The sequence below is a fragment of the Collimonas arenae genome (assembly GCF_001584165.1).
Taxonomy (GTDB): Bacteria; Pseudomonadota; Gammaproteobacteria; order Burkholderiales; family Burkholderiaceae_D; genus Collimonas; species Collimonas arenae.
Genome location: NZ_CP013233.1, coordinates 3109188 through 3134869 on the forward strand (window position 1 = coordinate 3109188; position 25682 = coordinate 3134869).

The 25682-nt window shown below is 57.1% G+C and carries 22 protein-coding genes and 1 pseudogene; 12 read left to right on the plus strand and 11 right to left on the minus strand.

Features of this window, described 5'->3' with window-relative positions; translation table 11 throughout:
- Positions 1–84: 84 nt before the first annotated feature.
- Together CAter10_RS14315 and CAter10_RS22890 are read left to right on the plus strand one after the other, a co-directional pair.
- Positions 85–1140 (plus strand): adenosine deaminase, encoded by a 1056-nt coding sequence (locus CAter10_RS14315; protein ID WP_061535371.1) that lies wholly within the window; start codon positions 85–87, stop codon positions 1138–1140.
- A gap of 360 nt (positions 1141–1500) precedes the next feature.
- A complete protein-coding gene (locus CAter10_RS22890; protein WP_061533927.1) occupies positions 1501–1755 on the plus strand; it encodes a DUF1488 family protein in 255 nt (84 codons plus the stop codon).
- A gap of 59 nt (positions 1756–1814) precedes the next feature.
- Here CAter10_RS22890 and CAter10_RS14325 read toward each other — a convergent pair whose 3' ends face one another.
- A complete protein-coding gene (locus CAter10_RS14325; RefSeq protein ID WP_061535372.1) occupies positions 1815–2255 on the minus strand; it encodes a multidrug/biocide efflux PACE transporter in 441 nt (146 codons plus the stop codon).
- 109 nt (positions 2256–2364) lie between these two features.
- Between CAter10_RS14325 and CAter10_RS14330 the strand changes: the two genes are divergently transcribed.
- Positions 2365–3225, plus strand: coding sequence for a LysR family transcriptional regulator (locus CAter10_RS14330; RefSeq protein ID WP_061535373.1), 861 nt, complete (start codon positions 2365–2367; stop codon positions 3223–3225).
- A gap of 78 nt (positions 3226–3303) precedes the next feature.
- Positions 3304–3462 (plus strand): hypothetical protein, encoded by a 159-nt coding sequence (locus CAter10_RS22895; RefSeq protein WP_156477138.1) that lies wholly within the window; start codon positions 3304–3306, stop codon positions 3460–3462.
- Positions 3463–4114: 652 nt separating this feature from the next.
- Here CAter10_RS22895 and CAter10_RS14335 read toward each other — a convergent pair.
- The 3 genes from CAter10_RS14335 to CAter10_RS14345 form a co-directional block, all read right to left on the minus strand.
- Positions 4115–5206: an oxidoreductase gene (locus CAter10_RS14335; RefSeq protein ID WP_061533928.1), complete on the minus strand. Its 1092-nt coding sequence runs from the start codon at positions 5204–5206 to the stop codon at positions 4115–4117.
- 175 nt (positions 5207–5381) lie between these two features.
- Positions 5382–5747 carry a hypothetical protein gene (locus CAter10_RS14340; protein ID WP_061533929.1) on the minus strand — a complete coding sequence of 122 codons (366 nt, stop codon included), beginning with the start codon at positions 5745–5747 and terminating at the stop codon, positions 5382–5384.
- Between the two features lie 90 nt (positions 5748–5837).
- On the minus strand, positions 5838–6539 hold the full coding sequence (locus CAter10_RS14345) for an aspartate/glutamate racemase family protein (protein ID WP_061533930.1): 702 nt from the start codon (positions 6537–6539) through the stop codon (positions 5838–5840).
- 426 nt (positions 6540–6965) lie between these two features.
- Between CAter10_RS14345 and CAter10_RS14350 the strand changes: the two genes are divergently transcribed.
- From CAter10_RS14350 to CAter10_RS14360, 3 genes are all read left to right on the plus strand, one after another.
- On the plus strand, positions 6966–8633 hold the full coding sequence (locus CAter10_RS14350) for a secretin N-terminal domain-containing protein (protein ID WP_128083088.1): 1668 nt from the start codon (positions 6966–6968) through the stop codon (positions 8631–8633).
- 51 nt (positions 8634–8684) lie between these two features.
- Positions 8685–9065, plus strand: coding sequence for a hypothetical protein (locus tag CAter10_RS14355; RefSeq protein WP_061533932.1), 381 nt, complete (start codon positions 8685–8687; stop codon positions 9063–9065).
- 87 nt (positions 9066–9152) lie between these two features.
- Positions 9153–9371 (plus strand): hypothetical protein, encoded by a 219-nt coding sequence (locus tag CAter10_RS14360; RefSeq protein WP_061533933.1) that lies wholly within the window; start codon positions 9153–9155, stop codon positions 9369–9371.
- A 122-nt stretch (positions 9372–9493) separates the two neighbouring features.
- Here the strand turns inward: CAter10_RS14360 and CAter10_RS14365 are convergent, their stop codons facing one another.
- The 7 genes from CAter10_RS14365 to xylA all read right to left on the minus strand — a co-directional run bounded on the left by CAter10_RS14365 (position 9494) and on the right by xylA (position 17736).
- The gene (locus CAter10_RS14365; RefSeq protein WP_061533934.1) at positions 9494–9805 is read right to left on the minus strand and encodes a hypothetical protein; all 312 of its coding nucleotides are present in this window, start codon (positions 9803–9805) and stop codon (positions 9494–9496) included.
- Between the two features lie 19 nt (positions 9806–9824).
- Entirely contained in the window at positions 9825–10565 is a 741-nt protein-coding gene (locus tag CAter10_RS14370; RefSeq protein ID WP_082797929.1) for a 4'-phosphopantetheinyl transferase family protein, read from the minus strand.
- 509 nt (positions 10566–11074) lie between these two features.
- Entirely contained in the window at positions 11075–12217 is a 1143-nt protein-coding gene (locus CAter10_RS14375; RefSeq protein ID WP_061533936.1) for a sugar ABC transporter permease, read from the minus strand.
- Positions 12214–13770 (minus strand): D-xylose ABC transporter ATP-binding protein, encoded by a 1557-nt coding sequence (gene xylG / locus CAter10_RS14380; RefSeq protein WP_061533937.1) that lies wholly within the window; start codon positions 13768–13770, stop codon positions 12214–12216. Before xylG ends, CAter10_RS14375 begins: the two co-directional genes overlap by 4 nt.
- 94 nt (positions 13771–13864) lie before the next feature.
- Positions 13865–14869 (minus strand): D-xylose ABC transporter substrate-binding protein, encoded by a 1005-nt coding sequence (gene xylF, locus CAter10_RS14385; RefSeq protein WP_061533938.1) that lies wholly within the window; start codon positions 14867–14869, stop codon positions 13865–13867.
- 49 nt (positions 14870–14918) lie between these two features.
- On the minus strand, positions 14919–16406 hold the full coding sequence (gene xylB, locus CAter10_RS14390) for a xylulokinase (RefSeq protein WP_061533939.1): 1488 nt from the start codon (positions 16404–16406) through the stop codon (positions 14919–14921).
- Between the two features lie 13 nt (positions 16407–16419).
- Positions 16420–17736, minus strand: a complete 1317-nt coding sequence (xylA, locus tag CAter10_RS14395; protein WP_061533940.1) for a xylose isomerase — start codon at positions 17734–17736, stop codon at positions 16420–16422.
- A gap of 320 nt (positions 17737–18056) precedes the next feature.
- Here xylA and CAter10_RS14400 point away from each other — a divergent pair, with 320 nt between their 5' ends.
- The 5 genes and pseudogenes from CAter10_RS14400 to nadB all read left to right on the plus strand — a co-directional run bounded on the left by CAter10_RS14400 (position 18057) and on the right by nadB (position 25488).
- Entirely contained in the window at positions 18057–19268 is a 1212-nt protein-coding gene (locus tag CAter10_RS14400) for a XylR family transcriptional regulator (RefSeq protein WP_061533941.1), read from the plus strand.
- 34 nt (positions 19269–19302) lie between these two features.
- Positions 19303–20349 carry an aldose epimerase family protein gene (locus tag CAter10_RS14405; RefSeq protein ID WP_061533942.1) on the plus strand — a complete coding sequence of 349 codons (1047 nt, stop codon included), beginning with the start codon at positions 19303–19305 and terminating at the stop codon, positions 20347–20349.
- Positions 20350–20512: 163 nt separating this feature from the next.
- A pseudogene (locus CAter10_RS14410) lies at positions 20513–22197 on the plus strand (MFS transporter).
- Positions 22198–22587: 390 nt separating this feature from the next.
- Positions 22588–23799, plus strand: coding sequence for a formate-dependent phosphoribosylglycinamide formyltransferase (gene purT, locus CAter10_RS14415; protein WP_061533943.1), 1212 nt, complete (start codon positions 22588–22590; stop codon positions 23797–23799).
- Between the two features lie 87 nt (positions 23800–23886).
- Positions 23887–25488 carry an L-aspartate oxidase gene (gene nadB / locus CAter10_RS14420; RefSeq protein WP_061533944.1) on the plus strand — a complete coding sequence of 534 codons (1602 nt, stop codon included), beginning with the start codon at positions 23887–23889 and terminating at the stop codon, positions 25486–25488.
- Positions 25489–25682: the final 194 nt, after the last annotated feature.

The window sequence follows — 25682 nt, forward strand, 5'->3', positions numbered from 1 at the left end:
TCACGGATGCATAAATCGGCAAACGGGGGCATGCGATTGCAATTCTGTAAAATTGCGGATTAGTTTCAATAAATGGAAGCATACATGAATTCAATCAGCACCACCCCGCCGCTCGCTGCCGACCTGGTCTCATTCATCGAAGGTTTGCCGAAGGCGGAACTGCACCTCCATATCGAAGGCACACTGGAACCTGAATTGCTGTTTGCGTTGGCCCAGCGCAACAATGTCGCACTGCCCTACGCGTCGGTGGAAGAACTGCGCGCCGCCTATGCCTTCACCGACCTGCAATCCTTCCTCGACCTGTACTATGCGGGCGCCGCTGTGCTACAGACCGAACAGGATTTCTATGAAATGACGATGGCCTACATCGTGCGTTCACGCGCCGATAATGTGCGCCACGCCGAAATTTTCTTCGACCCGCAAACCCACACCGAACGCGGTATCGGCATCGATGTCGTGTTCTCCGGCATCGCCCGCGCCTTGCGCGAAGCGCGCGACAAGCATGGCTTCAGCAGCGCCATGATCATGTCGTTCCTGCGCCACATGTCGGAAGAAGAAGCGTTCGCCACCTTGGAACAAGCCTTGCCGCTGCGCGCCGAATATCGCGACCTGTGGATAGGCATCGGCCTCGATTCCGCCGAGCGCGGCAACCCGCCGGAAAAATTCGCCCGTGTCTTTGCCCGTTGTCGCGAACTCGGTTTCCACCTGGTGGCGCACGCTGGCGAAGAAGGCCCGCCGGAATATGTCCGCGACGCATTGGATGTACTGCATGTGGAGCGCATCGACCATGGCGTGCGCAGCGAGGAAGATCCGGTCCTGATGAAACGGCTGGCGGCAGAACGCATTCCGCTGACTGTGTGTCCGCTATCCAACCTGAAGCTGTGCGTGGTCGACGACATGCGCAAGCACAACTTGGCGCGCCTGCTGCACGCCGGCCTGGCGGTGACCGTCAACTCCGACGATCCCGCCTACTTCGGCGGCTACATGAATGCCAACTTCCTGGCGGTAGCGGCATCGCTACGCTTGAGCCGTACCGAACTGGTGATGCTGGCGCGGAACAGTTTCGAGGCGACTTTCCTGCCGGCCGCCGCCAAGCAGCAGTTGCTGTTGGAGCTGGATGGCTACTGCATGGCGCACTAAGCCAGCGATCCGCCAGCAGCCTCTTTGCAAAATCCGTCTCATCGTTTCGGTGAGACGGGTTTTTCATATTTAATCCAATAAACAAAAAAAAGCCCGCAGAACCTTACGGTTGCGGGCTGAATCCAAACCTAGGAGGTGTTGGAGGAGACAGGGCGAACTATAGCAACCTAGCCGTTGCCTGTATGCTTTATTGTTCGCATACCTGATATTCGACAGATGTATATCAAGTCCCGACGCCATGGTGGCGCGGTATTCTCCTTGCCAGCCAGCGTGTTTCCGTGCAACATGGGGAGGCAGCCAGATAGCCTGCTCTATCGATCCCGTCTGACTCTGCGCAACCGTATTATCGTGGAGACCATGATGGACAACGTACTTGCCGCACCTCGCCTGACCAACGCCGGCATCCTGTTTTCGGTAGTAGTCGAATTCCAGCAATACCAGTGCCTGGTGCCCCGAGCCACTCTCTCGGATCTGTCGCATTCGAAGGACCCGAAACTCGACCTGCTCGGCACCTACCGGGCATTCCAGACCAAGATCGAAGGCGTCGCACGACGACTGATCGGCGCCGGTATTGTCGGCAAGCCGCTGGTGATCGGCAGCGGCTACTTCCAATAATCCCCTAACTGGGTCTACTGTTGAATCGCATCGCGTGCCCAACGGCACGCGATGTCGGCTTACGCGTTGAGCAATCCGCGCCGCTTCAGCATTGCATCGCGCAATTTGTCGTACACGAGGTTGAACACGAAGGTGTAAGGCAAGAAGAAAAGGACCAAGCCGATATCGAGAATCAAAGCGTCGAGCAGGCTCATGTCTAGCCACCATGCGACAAGCGGCACCACGGTCGCCACCAGGCCGGCTTCAAATGCTATTGCGTGCACCACCCGCATGCTCATGGTGCGGACCAGGCGCCAATGCCGCTCGACGCGGTCGAACAGCGCATTGAAAATCATGTTCCAGGTCATCGCGACCGATGAAATCATCAAAGTCAGCAGGCCCGCGTGCGCCATCGGCACCTTCATGACCCAGGCCAGTACAGGAGCGGTCATCGCCACTGCCAGCACTTCAAAAATCAGCGCGTGGGTAGCGCGCTCGATCCAGGTTTTCTTGGTATTCATATTGCCTCCATTGTTTAGCTTGTATTCAATGAGGCTATTTTCTTCGTTTATTCTGATACTATCAAAGCAATAACCATCGGATAAACCGATGCATTCGAGCGAAATCGCCATGCGCCACTCCCTGGAAACCCTGTTCATGTTCGTCGAAGCCGCCACCCAAGGCTCGTTTTCGGCGGCGGCACGCAAACTCGGCAAACAGCAATCTACCGTCAGCGAAGCAATTGCCAATTTGGAGATTGACCTCGGCCTGCCCCTGTTCGATCGCAGCACTCGCCGTCCCACCCTGACCGAACAAGGGAGGGCGATGCTGGTGCATGCGCAGCAGGTAATCGAAGCTAGCGACCGCCTGGAACGTTCGGCACACCGGCTGGCCGGCGGACTGGAGCCACAACTGACGCTGGTACTGTCCGACACTTACCAATCGGATCGCTTCGAACTGATACTCACCAGTTTCGAACAGCGTTACCCCGAACTGGAGCTGGAATGCATGATTGCAGAGCGCAACGACGTCGTCTCACTGGTGCAGAAAGGCCGCGCCAACCTCGGGCTGGTTGCCGCACAGCCGGACTACCCGCCGGATATTGGTTTCGAATCAGTGCCCGATCGCTCCGCCATCGGCTTGTATGTTGGCAAGCAGCACCCGCTCGCCAAGGCCGAGCACATCACCACTGACATGCTGCACAGCGCACGTGAATTACGACTAAGTACTTATGTCGACGATGTCGTCCAGCGCCGCCGCGGCAAATGCTGGACGGCCTCCAGCTACCTTCTGCTGCTGGAAATGACGGAACTGGGCTTCGGCTGGGCCGAACTGCCGTACTGGCTGGCCAAGCGCTTTGCTGCCAACAGCCTACTGGAACTGCAGGTGCGCGGCTGGCCGAAAAGCATACAGGTTGATGCAGTGTGGTCACGCCAGCGCGGACTGGGACCGGCCGGCAGCTGGCTACTGGATACCTTGATGGCGCGCTGAAACCACAGGCCCGCAGAAAAAGGGATATCTGGCGCGAATTTTGCTGATATCGGATAACCCTTTTGAAAGCGACAAAAAATGTTAGTTATCCTCACCTCCGTCAGCTTCGCCACCGTGCTTGCCATTTTCCTGTTGCGCAAGGAACTCAAGGCGCGCGGCTTCCTGTCTAGCTACAACCGGAATGCGCGCTCGAATGCCAGGCTGCAACGCGGCCGGACCACCAAATCGCACCTGTAGCACGGTTGCGCAGCATCGGCAGCAAATACGCGCCACTTTGCGGCGCTGATTGAGAGCGCTCGCCAAGCGCGATCACGCAATCAGACAGTCTCGCGCCCTTGCTATGGACAAAAAAAAGCCCACTGGACCTTACGGCGCGGGCTGAATCCAAACCATAGGGGTTGGAGGAGACGAATCAACTATATGCCAGAGTATGATGCACTGCAATATAGTAAAAATACGGTACCAGAAACAAAAAAACCTGCGACCGTGAGGTAGGCAGGTTTTTATATTCATCAATACAGGAGAAGATTCCCGAAACCCAGTCCTATCTGGAAAGTGGCCCCGACGTGTAACGAATCCACTCTTATATTGATGCCTTTCGCACAAGAAACACCTTATGCGATTCGTGAATTATACGCCGACTGAGTTATAACGCAAGACATATCGTAGCTGTTGCTACATATTTACAACACATGCCGCAATTCCCCAACCTCGCCGCCTAAGCCTGGATGTTCAACAGGACAAAAAAAAGCCCGCTGAACCTTACGGTGCGGGCTTGAATCCAAACCTTAGGAGGTGTTGGAGGAGACAGGTGTAACTATATAGAGCCGGTCACTGATCGACTACTTTATTTAACGCATATCAGTTATTCACATAAATGATAGCGCTATCACACAATCTCCGTTCCATGCTGCATGGTGCGCGAATCCTTTGCCACGGTAAAGGCCAAACGGTGCCCTTCAACGGCGCTCCGGCGCGCCAGATCCAGGATTTCCAGTACGGTTACCGCCTCGCTCGCCGCGACAGGAGGAGGTAGACCATCCTTGATAGATGCCGCCGCCATCCGATAAAACTCCTGGTAAGCGCCATCCAAAGTCGCCAGTTCGCCACGCACATCGAGTTCGCCGTCGACCTGCCGAAGTACGCCCGGCAAGTTTTTACCCCATCCCTGTTGTCCTGGACGCAAGCCGGCCTTGAGCTGATCTTCCTGAACATCCAGTCCAGCCTTTTGATAGCTGCCACGGGTCCCGTGCATCGTAAAGCGCGGCACATCCAGCGCACTTAACGCGCTTGCGTGCAATACGACCTGCTTGTCGGCGTAACCGAGTTGCAAGTGCACATAATCGTCCGCCTGGGCGCCATCGCGATAGGCACCGACGGTCGCATTGACGGTTTCCGGCACGCCGAACAATACCAGCGCCTGATCGACCAGGTGCGGTCCAAGGTCAAACAGCAACCCACCACCACTATCGGCATTTTCCCGCCAACGCTGCCGCACTTCAGGCCGAAATCGATCGAAATGCGACTCGAAATGCGTGATACGACCAAGCCGGCCACTGGCTACCAGCGCCTGCACGGTACGGAAATCACCGTCCCAACGACGGTTATGGAATGGCGCCAACAGCAGTTGGCGCTGACTTGCCAAAGCAGTCAAAGCGCGCGCGTCGGCCGCATTCAAAGTAATAGGCTTGTCGACGACGACATGCTTGCCAGCTTCGAGCGCGCGGCGTGCAAACGCGAAATGGGTGTCGTTCGGCGTGGCGATGACCACGCATTCGATACCGGGATTAGCCAGCATCGCATCGAGATCCGCATAGATCCGCGCTGTCGGCCAGTCGCCGACAGCGCGCTCGGCCTGGCTGCTGACAATCGCTGCGACCGCAGTGCGCCCTGAATGCCCGATCAACGGTGCGTGAAAGGTGGCGCCGGCAAAGCCATAACCGACCAGGCCGACTTGCAATAAAGAACTCGTTTTTTCCATGGATCACTTCGCAGGTTGTTAGCCGTCAATCACGCCGCAAATTAGCATTTCACAAAAAGTTACCCACAGAAATTGTGGACAGTCCTGTGGATAACCCTCAAGAATTTTAATCAAGTCATTGATTTATATGCGTTTTTACCGACCGCCTAAGGTTAATACCAGGCGCGTAACTTGATCAGGCAGTTGAAGAATCAATGTCGGCCAGCGATTCGCGGCCTTTTTCGGTGATATCGAAACCATCTCCGCCTGCCCTGACGCTTATGTGGCCTTTCTTTCCAAGGAACATGGCAACATCAGCAGCCAGCTTCGCTCCCGGGTCATTCGCCACGGCACGCAAGCCGTCTATGCAACTCCTGATGAACAAGGTCTGCTTACCCTTGTCGGTCAGCACCAGGGTTCCGTTGCGTTCATGTGAGATGTACTTCAAGCCAATCAGGCGTTTGGTATTGCGCGCAACACATGCGCTCACCCGCCCATGTTGCGGCCCGCTGCCGATTTGCCCCAAAGCGTCGAATTCATCTCTTGTTAAACCGTCGTTCATTGCTGCTTCCTCTGAAAATACTGCCAATACCGGCGTCGGCCCCCATGGTACGCGCCGCAACCGTTCGCAGCAAGGCAGGCGTACCCAGCCCTAGCCATCCACTGCCAACGCGAAATCGACCGCCGCTTGTGCATGGAGCGCCGTCGTGTCGATCAAAGGCAGCGCACTGTCCTGCGGTTTGACCAGCAGACTGATCTCGGTGCAACCAAGGATGACCGCCTCGGCGCCGCGCTCGGCCAAGGAGGCGATGACCTGTTGATAGACTTTTCGGGAGGAATCCCGCACCACACCAACACACAATTCATCGTAGATGATTTGATGAACGGCTTCACGCTCCGTCGGCGATGGCACCAGTACAGTCAAACCGTACCGGCCCGCCAGCCGTTCCCGCAGAAACGGCTGCGTCATGGTAAAGCCGGTCCCGAGCAATCCCACCGTGCGCGCGCCGATCTGTACCGCGGCACGCCCCGCCGGATCGGCGATGTGCAAAAACGGAATCGGCACCGCAGCCTGGACACGGTCGGCCACCAGATGCATCGTATTCGTACACAGCACGATGCACTCAGCACCACCCGCGTGCAGTCGCCGCGCGGCATCTTCCAGCACGCGCGCCGCATCATCCCAGCGCTCTTCATGCTGCGCGCGCTCAATCGGGCCGAAATCAACGCTGTACATCAACAGCTGCGCCGACCGCAAAGGCCCCAGCCTGTCACGCACCATTTGATTGATGATCCTGTAGTACTCAACGCTGGATTCCCAGCTCATGCCACCGATCAGTCCTATAGTTCTCATCACATGTTCCTCGCGCAATCTTGCGCATATTGTTGCAAGTATCCCACGTCGTTTGCGGCTGCTCACCAACGAGCAACCGGCTTGTACTATTTTCCAATGAAGAAGTGTATAGGCAAGTTTGGTGGTTCTCACACTTCTGGATGCCAGACGGGGGAGCAACGTCATTAGCGCCCACCAACTCCATGATTGCCCCTTGCGCGAAAAGCGAGAAGAGATTGCTCGCCACATGCATACCCGGCCGTCGCATTACCCTCTCCAACGATCACTTTGCGAAAGCACAAAATTCAACAGGCATCAAAAAATTAAGACACCCCCTATATCTCTCAATGCCAATGACGACAAAAATCGAGTGATTGAAATTTGACAAATCGGTCAGAGTCGCAGAGCAAAAACATCTGGCGACAGTGGAACAGTCAGGGACAGAGATTGAAAAAGCAACCTACAACCATATCCGGCAACGCCATCAAGATACTTCTTTCTCTACTCATTGCTACGCAACAGTTCGGGTTCGTGGGAATCACAGCGCAGGCCGCGTCGTTGCCGACGGCAAAAAACAAACAGGTCAAGATTACTGCCCACAACCAGAATTTACCCGACTTTCTCAGGGCCGTTTTTGGCAATAATCAGATACCTGTAATTGTCAGTCCGCTGGTCACCGGAAATATCAGCGGGAGCTTCAATCAACCGCTCGAATCGCTGCTGAACGACTTCGCGTCCAGCTTTGGCTTCACCTGGTTCTACGACGACCATACCCTGTACATAAACTCACTGTCCGAAATCAGCAGCCGGACGATCAACTTATCCTCTGACAAATTCGACCGCATGCAGATGTTGTTGAAGGATTTTCATTTGGAAGAGCCGCGTTTTTCAATTAGCTGGATGGCCTCTGAAAATAGCCTTCTGGTTGTTGGCCCACCCCGCTATCTGAGCGCGGTAGAGGAACTGGCGCAACTGCTTGATTCAGCGCAGGAGGACACGCAATCACCGACGAAAACCAAGGTCTATCGCCTGCGCCATGCCTGGGCCAAGGATATCAAAAACGGCCCGGCTGGAAGCGTGATTCCCGGCGTAGCAAGCTTACTGAAAAATATCATGAAAGTGCGTCAGCAAACGCGGCTTCCGGAAAGGACTACTGCACCAGTAAAAATACAAGAAGTGGCACAAATTGACAGCGATGCAATCACTCTTCCTGTTGATAAACATGGACTGGCAGACGCCACCTGTCAACTACCAGAAGAAGGCTCCACTCAAGGCACTGAACCGCGCATTGAAGCCAACCCACACATCAACGCCGTCGTAGTGCGCGACACCTGCGCCAGGATGGCTATGTACGACAAACTGATCAAACAACTTGACGTCAAAAACGATCTGGTAGAGATCGAGGCGACGGTCATTGACCGGGATGCGGAGAACGCGGAAAAAATTGACATCGACTTGCGTTCGTTCACCGAGGTGCATCACGACCTGAGTAGCGGATCGGCCACAACTAGCAACAATGCCGCTATCAACCTGGGCGCCATCTCCAACACCTTCATGGACAACCGGGCCGGACTGATGACGTCAATTGTATTCGACGACCGCCACCACCATTTCTCGGCCACGCTGGACGCTCTGATACGCCAAGGCGTCGCAAGAATCGATACGCGCTCACGCGTGATAACTCTGAACAATACTCAAGCAGTGTTGGAAAACCAGCAGGATGACGCTGTGCGAACCGCCAGCCAATACAATGTCACCCCGTACCGGTTGAAGGCTGGACCGACCTTGTTGGTCACCCCGAAAATCATCAAAGAAGACGGATCAGACAAGATCAAGCTATTTGTGACAATTGAAGACGAGGCGATTTCCGATGTTGCACAGGTCAATCCGCCCCGCATCGTTTCCCGCAAAAGAATCGACACCCGGGCCATCATCAACGGTGGCGACAGCCTACTGATTGGCGGCTACATCGTCGACGAAACCACGATCGACAATTCGAAAATTCCTCTGCTCGGAGATATGCCATTTCTGGGTTGGCTGTTCCAGCATAAATCCGAAAAAAAACACCAGATTGAACGCATGATCGTGATCACGGCACGCCTGCTCAATCCCTAAGAAGATGCACTCGCCATCAATCAGCGACATTTGAGAAAATGGAACAAGACCTTGAAACCTTTGCTGAACCTGGAAAGTCGACGCCACCTGTGGTGGCATGCCCTGATTGCGATCAATCAGCAGCACTGGGAGCGCGCCGAACTGATCTTGTCGGCGCTGTCTCCTGAGCCTGATCCCTCGCTCAATAAAAAAATCGCCGCAGCGCGCTGGTTTCTTCTGTGGCGCCGCGATGGCTCAACACTCGCCATCGAGAAAATTACGGCGTTGAATCTTGACTGCCAATGTCTCGAAGCCGACATCATCATCGCTTATTTGCTTACCCAGATTGACATTGATCGCAGTTTGACGGGACGCGCTACGGATAAAATCAATGCACTGCCAGACATTTCCAACCCGCACGCCTTCTGGTTTGGCCACTCGCTCGGACATTGATCGCAACCCACATTATTCGATTAAAGATTCTCGTCGATATGGTATTGTTACTTCCGGCATGCCAACCTCAATCATAAGGAGACTCATATGGACTTGATAGAAAAGTTCGATGCGAAAGACAAATCAGGAAATGGCTATCATGTCGAGGGATATGAAAGCCCGATTGAAATTGCCGCGGCTGGCGGCGTCATCAGTTCCATGCCGGGACCGAGGACCTACCGGCTGGCCGATGGACGGGCGCTGACACAGATTACCGATGGGAAATTCGTGATCGTCCAGACCGGCGACAAGATTTATAGAATATAAACTGCAGCCATCAAGATAAGCACACAAGCGCAAAAAGCCTGCCTCCAGATGGAGGCAGGCTTTTTTATTAATACAATTTTAATTATTGATATTTTGTGAACGGATTGCCAGGGGATTCGCTGTCAGGCCCGCCCACCTTCTCGCAGAGTCCTGATCAACAGATCGGCCATGCTATTGCTGTCAAATTCGCGGAAGCCGCGCTGATACACCAATGCGCCGACTGCGATCAGCCGATACAGCTCTTCTTCCGTGAGCTTGTATGACAATTTTGCAATCTCGTTGGCAAACATCTGCACTATTTCGTCGTCACTGGTGAGCGGTACCTGGCAACTGGCCCTGCCCCACATCTCGATAATCTTCGATGCTTTCATAAACACCTCCCGGGGAGTTTCAGTATAGATGCCGATCAGCAAATATCCAGCCCGCAGGCGCATCTTTTCGCTATCGTAAAACTCAACCTGACGTGGCCACCAGTGTCAGACCGGATGGTGCTAGCAAGCATAGTGTCACAATATTATTGTCAAAATAATTAATGCGAATCGGATAGCGACTTCCCTTGATGCACTGCGGCGAAAGCGTCGTCGCCAGTTGCAGCGTAAGACCGTCGCCACCAGGCTGGAGCGCGCGCACTTCTGCATCAAGGAAATCGAAATATCTGCCGACATAGGGATAGAGCGCCTTGAACAGGCTTTCCTTGGCGGAGAAAACCACCGTCAGCCAACGTTCGAGAGACATTCCGGCGGCGCTGCCGATGAGGAGTTCCGCAGTTGTCATCAGATAGGGCACTAATGGCCGAGCCGCGTCATGATCGAGGAGGCGTTCGACATCGATGCCAATACCGTCCCAATCCCGACTTGCCGCCGCCACAGCGAGCGCCTGGCCGTCGCCGTGGCTGATCGAACCGACGAAGCCATCGGGCCAGAGCGGCGCCCTATGCTGGCCGATAGGCAGGGTTTCCCGACCGCCGTAGCCGAGCGCCTTCAAAGCCTGCATTGCACAATATCTACCGGCGGCGAACTCCACCTTGCGCTTCAACACCGCGTTCGCCAAACCGGGCGGCAGCACGACGCCATTCTGTTCCAGTAGCGCCAGTTGCCCCGGATTGATCCCATAGCGTAGGCCGGCCTGGTGAATCGATGCCGGCAGATCCAAAAAAAACAATGGGGGAACGGCTTGTGGAGAGGAAATCGGCATATTCAACTGGATGGACGACGCCAGGTAAGCCCCGCAGCAGCAGGATCACGCCTTTATGGCTACAGGAAAGAGCCATTATAGCGTTCATGCTATTGCATCAGCGACAAGCGTTTGCAACGCAAAAAAACAAAACCCGCTCACCTTGCGGTTGCGGGTCATTCAATGGGCATGAATCTGGTGCCGGTGATCGAGGCTACCGGCCAACCTGTCGATGCGCTGGCCACTCACGGACCAGCCAATTCCCGAACGGGTTGCAGCTGAATCGAGTGCGCGATAAATCAACATTGCGGATATTACACAGCGAACATGACAATAGTATGACCGCCGCATGACGCTGCAAAAATCGATGTGCATGCCATATTCCAGTCCCAAGTCGAAAAAAAACCCGCAAACCTTGCGGTTGCGGGCTAAGTCCAAACTCGGGGAGAGTTGTAGAAGACGGATTCATTGTAGCTCGTTGGCAATTCTTGCACAGCTGTCACAAATAACAGGCTGTGTCGGGAGATACGTTATTGACGACTGCCACGCGTACTCACGTCTACCCATACTGCCAGCATCAAAATGCTGCCCTTGACGATCATTTGCCAGTAGGTATCCACATCCAGCATCGACATGCCATTATCCAGGCTGGCCATCACCAGCGCCCCGATCAAGGCGCCGTAGACCGTGCCCGAGCCGCCGCGCATCGAGGTGCCGCCGATAAAACAGGCAGCGATGGCATCGAGCTCACCCATGTTGCCGGCCGATGGCGAGCCGGCCGCCAGGCGCGCGGTATTGACGAGGCCGGCCAGTGCGCACATCACACCCATGATGCCGAAGATCCACAACTTGACCGCTTGCACATTGACGCCGGAAAGACGGGTCGCCTCCATATTGCTACCAACCGAGTAGACGCGGCGGCCGAACACGGTTTGGGTGGTGACATAGCTGAAGACGCCGAGGAGTGCCAGCAACAGCAGCACCGGCACCGGAATCCCGTCATAGTTGTTGAGCGTGCGGACAAAAGCGAACAGCACCGCGCCGATAGCCAGCACACGTACGGCGTCGCGCCACAGTGGCGGCACCGTCAGCGCATGGCTGAGACGGTTGCTGCGCTGACGCCAGGTCAGGAACACGGTAAGCACAAACAAACCCGCGCCGAGCAGCAAGCCGAACTGTGTCGGCAGATATCCCTGCCCCAGATACACCAGGTCGCTCGACACTGGAGCGATGGTCAGGCCACCGGTCACGCCCAGCAATATGCCGCGAAACGCCAGCATCCCACCAAGACCGACGATGAACGACGGAATCTTCATATAGGCAGTCAGATAACCGTTGAACAGGCCGATCAGCAGACCGCAGAGCAGTACCAGCACCAGATTGAGCGGCAGCGGCAGATGGTAGGTGACGTTGAGCACCGCCGCAATCCCGCCCAGCAGGCCGAGCAGCGAGCCAACCGACAGATCGATTTCGCCACCGATGATGACCAGCACCATGCCGCAGGCCAGGATGCCGGTAATCGACATCTGCCGCAGCAGGTTCGAGAGATTGCGCGGCGTCAGGAAGCCACCCTCCGTTTTCCAGCTGAAAAAGGCCCAGATGATGGCGATGGCGATCAGCAACGCGAGGATTTTGTAGCGACTGAATAGTTGTTTGAGATTGATGGATGTCATGCGAATTCCCGATGAATGTTGTCGCTCTGCGGCGACTGGCTGATGGCGGCGGCCAGCACGGTTTCCTGCGTCAGGCCCTGGTTGACGAAATCGCCACGCAGCTTGCCTTCGCCGATCACCAGGACACGGTCCGACACGCCCAATACCTCGGCCAGTTCGGAGGACACCATGATGATGGCCACACCCTGCTCTGCCAGGTCGAACATCAATTTATAGATCTCATACTTGGCGCCGACATCGACGCCGCGCGTCGGCTCGTCGAGGATCAGCACCCGCGGCTTGGCCAGCAGCATTTTGGCGAGCACCGCCTTTTGCTGATTGCCACCGGAGAGGCTGGTGATCGGCAGGAAAGGACTGGCCGTCTTCAGGCGCAGCTTGCCGATCTGCTGCTGGATGGTTTGCAGTTCGGCCTCGGCATCGATGCGGCCAAACCGCGAAAATTCCTGCAATACAGTCAGCGTGATGTTCTGGCCGACGTTGAGATCGGCGACGATGCCGTGGCGCTTGCGATCTTCCGGCACCATGCACAAGCCGAGCCGCAGCGATTTCATCGGCGAGCCGGTGTCGACTTGCTTGCCGTCGAGCCAGACTTCGCCTTCCTGGCGGCCCGGATAAGCGCCGTACAGTGCGGACACCAACTCGGTGCGCCCTGCTCCGACCAGCCCGGCGACGCCAAGGATTTCTCCCTTGCGCAACGAGAACGAAATATCGTCGACTTTTTTTCTGGCAGGGTTGTCGACATCGTAGCAACTGATATGGCGCGCCTCGAACACCACTTCGCCGATCGCATGCTCCTGCTTCGGATACAGATTGTTCATTTCGCGCCCCACCATCTGGGCGATGATGTACTCCACGTTCAACTCCTGCATCGGCGTGGTGGCGATATGCTGGCCGTCGCGAATCACCGAAACGGTGTCGCAGATCGCCGCGACTTCGTCGAGCTTGTGCGAGATGTAAACGCAAGCCACACCCTTGGCCTTGAGGTCGCGGATGATATCGAGCAGCACCGCAATTTCTGACGTGGTCAGCGACGACGATGGCTCATCCAGGATCAGCAATCTGGCTTTCTTGTTGAGCGCCTTGGCGATCTCCACCAGTTGCTGGTGGCCGCCACCATATTGCATGACAGGCAGCGCGACGTTCATTTCCGGCATCTTCAATTCGCGTACCAGTTCATCGGCGCGGCGATACATGGCGGGATAATTCATGCGCCCGCCCGGCAGCGTCAGTTCGTGGCCCATGAAGATGTTTTCAGCCACTGACAGCTCCGGCACCAGCATCAGTTCCTGATGGATGATGACGATGCCGGCGGCTTCCGTATCGCGAATCGACTGCGCTTTCAACGGCTGGCCATCCCACAGGATTTCGCCTTCCCAGCTGCCATGCGGATAGACACCCGACAACACCTTCATCAGCGTCGATTTACCGGCACCGTTTTCACCGCACAGACCAACACACTCTCCAGCACGAACCTTCAGCGCGATACCATCGAGCGCCCGCACCGCGCCGAACTGCTTGACGATGCCTTTCATTTCCAGCAAATAATCGGACATGCTTGTTCCTGTTGAAACGATTGAGGAAAAAGATCAGGGGACGTGACAGTAATGCCGGATTCCCGGCTTGCCGCCACGCCCGCCCGCGTCGCGATTATTTGCCGGAGATCTGCGCCTGAGTATAGAAACCGTCTTGCACTAGCAGCCCGACGTTATCCTTGGTCAAGGTGGTCGGCTTCAGCAACACCGTGTCGACCTTCTTGATGCCGTTGTCATATTGCGAGTTGTAATCCGGCTTTTCATTGCGGACCAGTTGCACCGTCAACTTGGCGGCTTCCGACGCAATCAGCTTAAGCGGCTTGTAGACGGTCATTACCTGGGTTCCTGCAACCACGCGCTTGACTGCCGCCAGATCGGCGTCCTGGCCGGATACCGGTACCTTGCCGGCCATCTTTTGTGCAGCCAGGGCCTGGATGGCGCCGCCCGCAGTACCATCATTGGACGCGACGATGGCGTCGATCTTGTTATTGTTGGCCGTCAGCGCGTTCTCCACGATCGTCAGTGCTTCGGTCGGACTCCAGTCCTTGACCCATTGCTGGCCGACGATCTTGATGTCGCCCTTGTCGATGGATGGCTTGAGTATCTTCAGTTGCCCCTCTCGCAGCATCTTGGCGTTGTTGTCGGTTGGCGAGCCACCCAACAGGTAGTAATTGCCTTTCGGCTGGGCCTTGAGCACGCCCTCGGCCTGCATTTCGCCGACCTTTTCATTATCGAAAGAGATGTAGGCATCGATATCGGCGTTCAGGATCAGGCGGTCGTAAGACAGCACCTTGATGCCGGCTTTCTTGGCTTCCTTGACGGCATTGTTCAGCACTGTCGCATTGAAAGGCACGATTACGATAGCGTCGACGCCGCGTGAAATCAGGTTTTCAATTTGCGAAATCTGGCGCTGCTCGCTGGCGTCGGCTGACTGGACGTACACCTTGGCGCCCAGTTTTTCTGCCGCAGCGGTGAAGAAATCACGGTCGCGCGCCCAGCGCTCGACGCGCAGATCATCAATCGAAAAACCGATCTTCGGATTCTTGGCATCGGCCATTGCTGCATTGCTGATGACGGTCAATGCAGCCGCGATCAGCGTCGTTTTCAGATACTTGTTCATGCTTGTGTCTCCTTCGTTGTTATTAAGTTTGGACTGTTGACTTCGGGCTTTAAAACAAGGATTTCAACTGCTGGTAAACCTGCTTGAATTTTTCTCTACGCACCGCATAACGCGCATGACGTTGCGGGTCAGGCTGATAGACGGCGATCGTTTCCGGCACTGCGCAAATCTGTTCCAGCGTCGCCTGGTCGCCGCTTTCCTCCGCGACGCCAAGCCGCGCCAGTCGTGCTGCACCGAGCGCCGGACCGACATCGCCGCCGTGGCGTCGGGTCAGCGTACAGCCACTGATGTCGGCCAGCATTTGCGCCCAGAAAACACTGCGCGAACCGCCACCGATCAAGGTGACATCGGTCGGTACCAAGCCGGTCGATTGCAAGGCATCGATACCGTCGGCCAGGCCGAAGCCGACGCCTTCCAGCGTTGCATAGGCCAGGTCGGCAGGCAGTGTTGTCGCCTGCAAGCCAAAGAACACGCCTTTTGCCGCCGGGTCGTTGTGCGGCGTGCGCTCGCCGTTCAGGTAAGGCAGGAACAGCGGCGCATCGTCATCCAGCTGTCTGGTGGTGCGTTCTTCTGCAGCGGCCAGCAATGCCGCCACATCCGAATAACCGGTCAGGCGCGCCGTGAAATCAAGACAGGATGCCGCCGACAACATCACCGACATCAGGTGCCAGGTGTCCGGCAGCGCATGGCAGAAGCTGTGCACCGCTTTTTCCGGATTGGCATGAAAGCCGTCGCTAGCGGCAAAGAAAACACCGGATGTCCCAAGCGACAACATGGCCTGCCCGGCGTGCGCCACACCGACGCCGATTGCACCGGCTGCGTTATCGCCCGCACCGGCCACAACGGGAATCGATTTCAAACCCCAGCGCTGCGCCAGTTCAGGTTTCAGATGTCCGGTGATTTGCGTTCCCTCGTAAAGCGCCGGCATTTTCCTGCGATGCAAACCGGTGGCATTCAACAACTCGTCACTCCAGTCGCGACGGGCGACATCGAGCCACATGGTGCCGGCGGCGTCCGACATGTCGCTGGCGTAGCGACCGGTCAACCGGTAGCGCAGCCAATCCTTGGGCAGCAGCACCATGGCGATGCGCTCAAATACTTGCGCTTCATGGCGCGCCAGCCACAACAGCTTGGGTGCGGTAAAGCCCGGCATCATCAGGTTGCCGGTGATACGACGCGATGCCGGCACACGTTTTTCCAGTTCGGCGCATTCGGCAAAGCTGCGGCCGTCATTCCACAAAATGGCCGGGCGCAGCACTTCACCATCTTTATCCAATACGGTAGCGCCATGCATTTGCCCGGTCAGGCCGATTGCTTCGATGTCGTCAGTGCGAATGCCCTCTTTGGCGGCTGCCGCCAGCAAAGCTTCCAACGCCTTCTCGCAGGCCGCCCACCAGTCGGCCGGATCCTGCTCGCGCCACATGGCTTGCGGCTGCGTGACCGCAAGCGGCATGGTGACGCTGGCGCGAACCTGGTCCTGGCGATCCAGCAAGATCGCCTTGAGGCCGGAAGTGCCGAGATCTATTCCTATGAACATGGGTGCGCCCGAGTCATTTGTAGATGGCGCGATTGACCAGGTTTTCCAGCATCTCCTGGCGGCCGCTGACAGCTTGCGGATTCAACTGCTTGCTGAATGCATACTCGGCGACATCGGCCAGACTGAAGTTACCAGCCAGGACATCGCGGCCGAACTGGCCGTCCCAACCGGCATAACGTTCGGTCTTGAACTTCGCCAGAAAATCATTTTCAATCATGCCGGCGGCACGCTCCAGCGATAGCGCAAGCACATCCATTGCGCCCACATGGCCATGAAACAGGTCGATCTCGTCCATACTTTGGCGGCGCACCTTAGAGTCGAAGTTATAGCCACCGGTGGTGAAGCCGCCAGCCTTGAGGATTTCATAGGTGGCCAGCGTCATCTCTTCAATGCTGTTCGGGAACTGATCGGTGTCCCAGCCGTTTTGCGGGTCGCCGCGATTGGCGTCAATGCTGCCAAGGATGCCGAGCGATGCCGCCGTAGCGATTTCATGCTGGAAGCTGTGGCCAGCCAGGGTTGCATGATTGGCTTCAATATTCACCTTGATCTCTTGCTCCAGGCCGTATTGCTTGAGAAAGCCGTAGACTGTGGCGCTGTCATAATCGTATTGATGCTTGGTCGGCTCCTGCGGCTTCGGCTCTATCAGGATCGTGCCCTTGAAGCCGATCTTGTATTTATGATCGACCACCATGCGCATGAAGCGCGCCAGTTGTTCGCGCTCGCGCTTGAGATCGGTGTTTAGCAAAGTCTCGTAACCTTCGCGGCCGCCCCACAATACATAATTGGCGCCGCCCAAGCGATGCGTCGCATTCATCGCGCTGAACACCTGCGCTGCGGCATAGGCAAACAATTCAGGATTCGGGTTGCTGGCGGCGCCGGCGGCATAGCGCGGATTGCTGAAGCAGTTTGCGGTCCCCCACAACAAGCGCACACCCGTCTGCTCCTGCTTGCGTTCGAGCACATCGATCATCTCGGCAAAGTTGTTGCGGTATTCGGCCAGGCTGGCGCCTTCCGGCGCGACATCGGTATCGTGGAAGGTGTAATAGTCGATGCCCAGTTTTGAGAAAAATTCAAAGGCAGCATCGGCTTTCTTGTGCGCCATCGCCAGCGGCTCTCCGCTTGCATGCCAGGGACGTTTGAAGGTACCGGCGCCAAACACGTCGGAGCCAGGCCAGACAAAGGTGTGCCAGTAGCAGGCCCCCATCCGCAAGTGCTCGCGCATCGGCTTGCCGAGGATGATTTTATCGGCATCGTAATGGCGGAATGCCAGAGGCGATGCGCTTTCAGGGCCTTCAAAACGTATCGGTTCGACATTCGGGAAATAGGACATGCTGGTCTCCTGTGTTGATTCGGTTGGACTTGCCTGGCTCGGCAATATCGCTGCAAGGGGTTAAAGATATGAGTGACATGGCTGAATAAGCGTGGCTGAATACTAGCAACCAGTGCCCTCGCCGAACAATTACGAAATCCACCAACGCCGATAGCGATTCTTTCTATTGCAACCGCACATAAGACGATTTGGCCTGACGCCGGGGCGCATGCTGGGTACAATCTGCTGACCGGATTTCGCTAATACGGCAATAGAATTGCGCCACAGCGAAAATAACGAAAAAACAAGAGAATCCTCGTGCATGCCATCAGGAGACGCCGATGAAAAAACTGCCGACCACGCATCGTATTGCGTTGCTGTTCAACGCCAACAAGATCTACGATCGCGGCATCATCACGGGCATCGGCAATTACCTGAGTAGCACCCGGGCGTCCTGGGACCTGTTCCTGGAAGAGGATTTCCGCTGCCGCCTGCCGGGCATCGAACGCTGGCATGGGGATGGGATCATCGCCGACTTCGATGATCCGGCAGTCTGCGAGGCGCTCTCGGGCAGTCGCCTGCCAGTGGTTGCAGTGGGCGGTTCGTATCAGGACGAGGCCGACTATCCGCAGCATATTCCGTATGTCGCAACCGACAATTTCAAGCTGATCAAACTGGCCTACGATCATCTGATCGAAGCAGGACTGACGCGCTTTGCCTGTTTTAGCCTGCCGGAGGCGCCAGTCAACCGCTGGGCGCAGGAACGCGAAAGAGCCTTTCAGCGGCTGATGCAAAGAGATGGCATGGCGGCTGAAATTTATCGCGGCGTCAGCACCAGCGCACCGGCCTGGGATACCGCAGTGGAACAGCAGATCGCGTGGCTGCACAGCCTACCCAAGCCAATCGGCATTATTGCCGTCAGCGACGCGCGCGCGCGGCAATTGCTGCAGGCTTGTCTGAGCGCCGGCATCGCGGTGCCGGAGCAAGTAGCGCTGATCGGCATCGACAACGATCCGCTGGCGCGCACGCTGACGCGGGTGCCGCTCAGTTCAGTAATCCAGGGCACCGAAGAAATGGGACGCACCGCTGCCCACTTGCTGCATCAGATGCTGCATGGCGTGCAGCTCGGCGGCAGCTGCATCCTGGTGCCTCCGATCGGCATCAATGTGCTCGCCTCAAGCCAGCATGAACCGCTCAGCCATCCGCACGTGATGCAAGCTCTGCATTTCATCCGCCAATACGCCTGCCAGGGAATCAAGACCGAGCAGGTAGCCGACTATGTCGGCGTCTCGCGCTCATCGCTCGAATCGTATTTCCGACGCGAACTCGGGCGCAGCGTACACGATGAAATCCTGCGCTTCAAACTTGACGCGGCGAAGACCATCCTCGAGCACGAAACCCGCAGCATTGCCGAGATCGCCGTCAGTTGCGGCTTCACCTCTGTGCAGTACATGCACGCGGTATTCAAGCGCGAACTCGGCTGCACCCCCCGCGAATACCAGGAGCGCGCTGCACAGGCTTCATTACAGGCCGTCAAGCAGCTGCAATCATGATCAACCAATCGGCCACCACCTCATCTTTCCAGCCATGATCCAATTTCCCATTACCAGCAGCGACACCGACAACGGCGATACTTTGTACACGCTGCAAAATGCGCAAGACATGCGTATTACCATCAGCAATCGCGGAGCGACGCTGATCTCGTGGTTCGCTCCTGATCGCTACGGCCGCATGGCCGATATCCTGCTCGGGTATCCCGACGCCCAAGCCTACGTCGGCAACAAGGAGTACTTCGGCGCACTGGTCGGGCGCTGGGCCAACCGCATTGCCGGCGGCCGCTTCGCGGTCGATGGCGCCGATTACCTGGTTGACCGCAATGAAGCCGGCAACCACCTGCACGGCGGTGACAGCGGCTTCCACCTGGCGCGCTGGCAGGCCCGTCCGGAAGAAGACGGTTTGCGCCTGACGCTGATGTCGCCCGAAGGCGAAGCCGGATTTCCCGGCAACCTGCAGGTTACAGTTCTGTACCGGCTGGACGATCAGGGAAGCCTGTCGATCGACTACCAGGCCATCACGGATGCACCGACGCCGGTCAACCTGACTTCTCATGGCTATTTCAATTTGAATGGCGGCAGCAGCGGCATAGGCGATCATCTGCTAACGATCGATGCCGATCATTTCCTGAAGATAGACAAGCAACTGATTCCGGTGGAAGCAGCCGAAGTCGCCGGCACTGCCTTCGATTTCCGCCAACCGGCCCCGATCGGCCCGCGACTGTCCTGGCCGGACGCACAAATTGCGCTGGCCGGCGGCTTCGATCATTGTTATTGCCTGGATTGGGACGACGACAAACAGCGTGGCAACTTGCGCACAGTGGCCAATGTCTATGACCCTGGCTCGGGACGCGAGCTGTCGCTCGCCACGACCGAAACCGGCTTGCAGTTCTATAGCGGGAATTTCCTGGGCGGCGTACAGGGGCGCGGCGCCACACCGTATGCCACCCACGACGGCTTCTGCCTCGAAGCGCAGGCCTACCCCAACCAGGTCAACGGCCCCGACGCCGAAGCAGTCATACTGCGGCCGGGCCAGGTCTATCGACAAACCACCGTCTACAGCCTGGGAGTGAGGCGCTGAGCCGATCTTTATGTAAGTTTCCCGTAAGTTTCAAGCAAGTCCTGCGTAAGGTTTCAATTGCACACTCCAGTAGAACCCATTTCATCAATATCCGGATTTGCACCTACGAGCATTGATTAAATGGGTTCTGGCAATACAAATATAAATAATCTAGGAGACAGGCATGGCCACATTACAACCGACCGCAGGTGGGCTTAAACCGGCCGCACGCGGCATTACTCCAGAGGAACGCAAAGTCATTTTTGCGTCATCCCTCGGCACCGTTTTCGAATGGTACGACTTCTACCTGTACGGTTCGCTGGCGGCAATTATCGCCAAGCAGTTCTTTTCCGGCACCGATCCGAATACCGGCTTCATCTTTGCCCTGCTGGCATTTGCGGCGGGCTTTATCGTGCGGCCGTTCGGCGCACTGGTGTTCGGCCGCCTGGGCGACATGATCGGCCGCAAATTCACGTTCCTGGTGACGATCCTGATCATGGGGCATCGACCTTCATCGTCGGCATCCTGCCGAACTATGCAAGCATCGGCATTGCCGCGCCAATCATCCTGATTACCCTGCGCATCTTGCAGGGCCTGGCCCTGGGCGGTGAGTATGGCGGCGCTGCCACTTATGTGGCCGAGCATGCTCCGGATGACAAGCGCGGCGCGTTCACTTCCTGGATCCAGACCACTGCAACAATGGGCCTGTTCCTGTCGCTGCTGGTGATCCTGGGAGTGCGCAGCGCAGTTGGCGAAGAAGCGTTTTCGTCGTGGGGTTGGCGCATTCCGTTCCTGGTTTCGGTGATCTTGCTGGCGGTGTCGGTCTGGATCCGTCTGTCGATGAATGAATCGCCTGCGTTCGCCAAGATGAAAGCAGAAGGCAAGACCTCCAAAGCGCCGCTGACCGAAGCCTTTGGCCAATGGAAAAACCTGAAACTGGTGATCCTGGCCCTGATCGGCCTGACCGCCGGCCAGGCTGTGGTTTGGTACACAGGCCAGTTCTACGCGCTGTTCTTCCTGACCCAGTCGCTCAAGGTCGACATGTCGACCGCCAACATCCTGATCGCGCTGGCCCTGCTGCTGGGGACACCGTTTTTCGTGATCTTCGGCTCGCTGTCGGACAAGATCGGCCGTAAGCCAATCATCATGGCCGGCTGCCTGATTGCAGCGCTGACCTACTTCCCGATCTTTTCCGGCCTGACCCACTACGCCAATCCGGCGCTGGAAGCCGCACTGAAAAACGCTCCGGTGATCGTGACTGCCGATCCGGCTACCTGCCAGTTCCAGTTCAACCCGACCGGCACCAAGAAATTCACGTCATCCTGCGATATCGCCAAGGCCAAGCTGTCGGCTGCTTCGGTGAATTATGAGAATGTGGCTGGTGCGCCAGGTTCAGCCGCCACCATCAAGATCGGCGACAAGATTCTGACATCGTACGATGCCAGCGGTCTGTCGAAGGAAGACGCTGCGGCCAAGGACAAGGCCTTCTCGGCTGAACTGTCGGCCGACATCAAGGGTGCAGGCTATCCGACCAAGGCCGATCCAGATCAGATGAACAAGCCGATGGTATTGCTGCTGTTGTTCATCCTGGTGATCTACGTGACCATGGTGTACGGTCCGATTGCGGCGATGCTGGTGGAAATGTTCCCGACCCGCATCCGCTACACTTCGATGTCGATGCCTTACCACATCGGTAACGGCTGGTTCGGCGGTTTGCTGCCAACCACGGCGTTTGCGCTGGTGGCGTTCAAGGGCGATATTTACTACGGCCTGTGGTATCCGATCGTGATCGCTGCCGCCACTTTCGTGATCGGCATGCTGTTCGTCAAGGAAACCAAGGACTACGATATTTACCAGGCCGAGCGCTAATGAAATAAATGGCATATGCTTACGGCTGTGCCTGAGCTGCAAGACAAGCCGCCAGATGGTTCTGGCGGCTTTTTTCATTGTCCGGCGGTAAAGAGGATCCGACAGACCGTAGCGGACCTTGCATGGCCGGCAGAAGAGGCGTAACCGTACGAAAATACGGCACGCATCGTAGCGTCGACATTGTGGCGTGTAGCAGGTTTTTCGCGGCCCCTGTCCATGACCCGCATTATTTGGTATTGTCAGCCCCCTGGCCGCGAATACCGGTGGCGAGTTCCATGGCCAATTGAAATTAACAAAACAACATCAACCATTACGTACTGCCGCTGCCATCATCCTTCTCATCTATCAACGATTATTGCGATGCATCCATCGTCGCAGCCCCTTTCCACTATGAAGACACCAATCAGACTCGGTACCCCGCTCTCTCCTTCCGCCACCAAAGTCATGCTGCTGGGTTCCGGCGAACTCGGCAAGGAAGTCATTATTTCGCTGCAACGGCTTGGTGTCGAAGTGATTGCCGTCGACCGTTATCCGAATGCCCCGGGCCATCAGGTTGCACATCGTTCGCACGTCATCAACATGGCCGATGGCGCCGCGCTGGAGGCATTGATTGCGCAAGAGAAACCGGACCTGATCGTGCCGGAAATCGAAGCCATTGCCACCGAAACCCTGGTCGCTCTGGAGGCTGCCGGCAAAGTCACCGTGATTCCGACCGCTCGCGCCGCGTGGCTGACCATGAATCGCGAAGGGATCCGCCGCCTCGCTGGCGAGACGCTGGCCTTGGCGACCTCGCCTTACCGTTTTGCCAATAACCTGGCAGAACTGAAAGCAGCTTGCGCCGAAATCGGCTTTCCCTGCGTCATCAAGCCGGTCATGTCTTCATCCGGCAAGGGCCAGTCGAAGATTGACGGCGCCGACGAAGTGGAAGCCGCCTGGGCCTATGCCGCTGCCGGCGGCCGGGTCGATTCGGGCCGGGTCATTGTTGAAGGCTTCATTGATTTCGATTATGAAATCACCTTGTTGACCGTACGCGCGCTGGAACAGGACGGCAGCATCGCCACCCATTTCTGCGAGCCGATCGGCCACGTCCAGGTGCAGGGCGACTATGTCGAATCCTGGCAGCCGCATCCGATGCATCCCGACGCGCTGTTGAAAGCGCGCGATATCGCCAAGAAAGTGACCGACAACCTGGGTGGCCTGGGCTTGTTTGGGGTTGAATTATTCGTCAAGAACGACATGGTCTGGTTCTCCGAAGTCAGCCCACGTCCACACGACACCGGCATGGTGACCATGGCCAGCCAGCAGCAAAGTGAGTTCGAACTGCATGCCAAGGCGATCCTCGGCTTGCCGGTCAACGTCGCTTTGCGTAGCCCGGCAGCGTCGGCGGTGATCTACGGTCAGCACGATGCCAAAGGGATTGCGTTTGAGGGCGTGGCGGATGCCATGCGCGGGCCGGGCGTCGATATCCGCCTGTTCGGCAAGCCGGAATCGTTCGCACGCCGACGCATGGGCGTTGCGTTGGCCACCGCGGATGACGTCGAGACTGCACGCACGCGGGCGAAACAGGCTGCCGCCAAGGTCAAACCGGTGGTGGTCGGCTAATCACCAAGACAGAAGCATTTGCAGCAAATGAAAGAGACATCGCCCCGAGCGGGGCGATCCCAATAGAAAAACAACCAACAACTTGCCATGAAATTCGATGTCGCCATTATCGGTAGCGGGCTAGCCGGCCTTTCAGTCGCACTGCACCTTGCGGAAAACAACAAGGTCGCGGTGATTTCCAAACGCGCGCTGCTCGACGGCGCCAGCAACTGGGCCCAAGGAGGGATTGCCGCCGTGCTGGATTCGGGCGACAGCCACCAGCAGCACATTGACGACACGCTCATTGCCGGCGCCGGCCTGTGTGACGAAAGCGCGACCCGCTTCATCGTCGAAAACGGCCGCGCCGCGATCGAATGGCTAATCGAACAAGGCGTGCCGTTTACACCCGACGCCAGCGCCGAACTGGGTTTCCACCTGACCCGCGAGGGCGGCCACAGCCAGCGCCGCATCATCCACGCTGCCGATGCTACCGGTCATGCGGTGCAGGTCACGCTGGAACAGAAGGTACGCGCCCATCCGAACATCACGCTGCTCGAAGATCATTACGCCATCGACCTGATTACGTCGAAAAAGGTCGCCACCGGCGATACCGAACCGCGTTGCCTTGGCCTGTACGCCAAGAACGTCAAGACCGGCAAGGTGCTGACCCTGGCGGCCGATCATACGGTGCTCGCCACCGGCGGTGCCGGCAAGGTCTATCTGTACACCACCAACCCGGACAGTGCTACCGGCGACGGCATCGCCATGGCCTGGCGCGCCGGCTGCCGCATCGCCAACATGGAATTCATCCAGTTCCATCCGACCTGCCTGTATCACCCGTATGCCAAATCCTTCCTGATTACCGAAGCCATCCGTGGCGAAGGCGGCGTGCTCAAGTTGCCGGATACCGAAGGCGCCGACGCCGGCCAGCGTTTCATGCCAGCCCACGATGAGCGCGCCGAACTGGCGCCGCGCGACGTGGTCGCCCGAGCCATCGACTTCGAGATGAAGAAGCGCGGCCTGGATCATGTCGACCTCGACATCACCCACAAATCGCCGGAATTCCTCAAAGAACATTTCCCGACCATCTACGCACGCTGCCTGGAACTCGGCATCGATATCACCAAGCAGGCAATTCCGGTGGTGCCCGCGGTCCACTTCACCTGCGGCGGCATCGTCACTGACCTCAACGGCCGTACCGACCTGCCGGGCTTGTATGCGGTCGGCGAGACCGCTTACACTGGCCTGCACGGCGCCAACCGCCTGGCCAGCAATTCGCTGCTGGAATGCGTAGTGGTCGGCCGCGCCGCCGCCAAGTACATCGAACAGCAGGAAAAGCCGAAAGCCGTGCCGCTGCCAGCCTGGGATGAAAGCCGGGTGACCGACGCCGACGAGGAAGTGGTGATTTCCCACAACTGGGATGAGCTGCGCCGCTTCATGTGGAACTACGTTGGCATCGTCCGCACCAACAAGCGCCTGGAACGTGCACAGCATCGCATCCGTCTGCTCAAGGAAGAGATCGACGAGTACTACGCCCACTTCCGCATAAGCCGCGATCTGCTGGAGTTGCGCAACCTGGTGCAGGTGGCGTCGCTGATCGTCGAAAGTGCGCTGTCGCGCCATGAAAGCCGCGGTTTGCATTACAGCCAAGACTATCCTGAAACCCTGGCAAAGGCACTGCCGACCGTATTGACCCCGCAACGCCGGTAATTCAATCCACCTATCACACCACGCCGGAGCGCCGTCCCCGGCGTGTCTCCCGCCTCGCAAGCATCCTCTGCCGCCACTCAATCGTCAGCACAAGTCATTCCATCCCATTGCTCAAAGTAAGCGTTCTTATCGCGTATCTTCACGCGATTGAATAGCGGTTGCCAATGAGAGCATTCAAAACCATGGGGAAATCC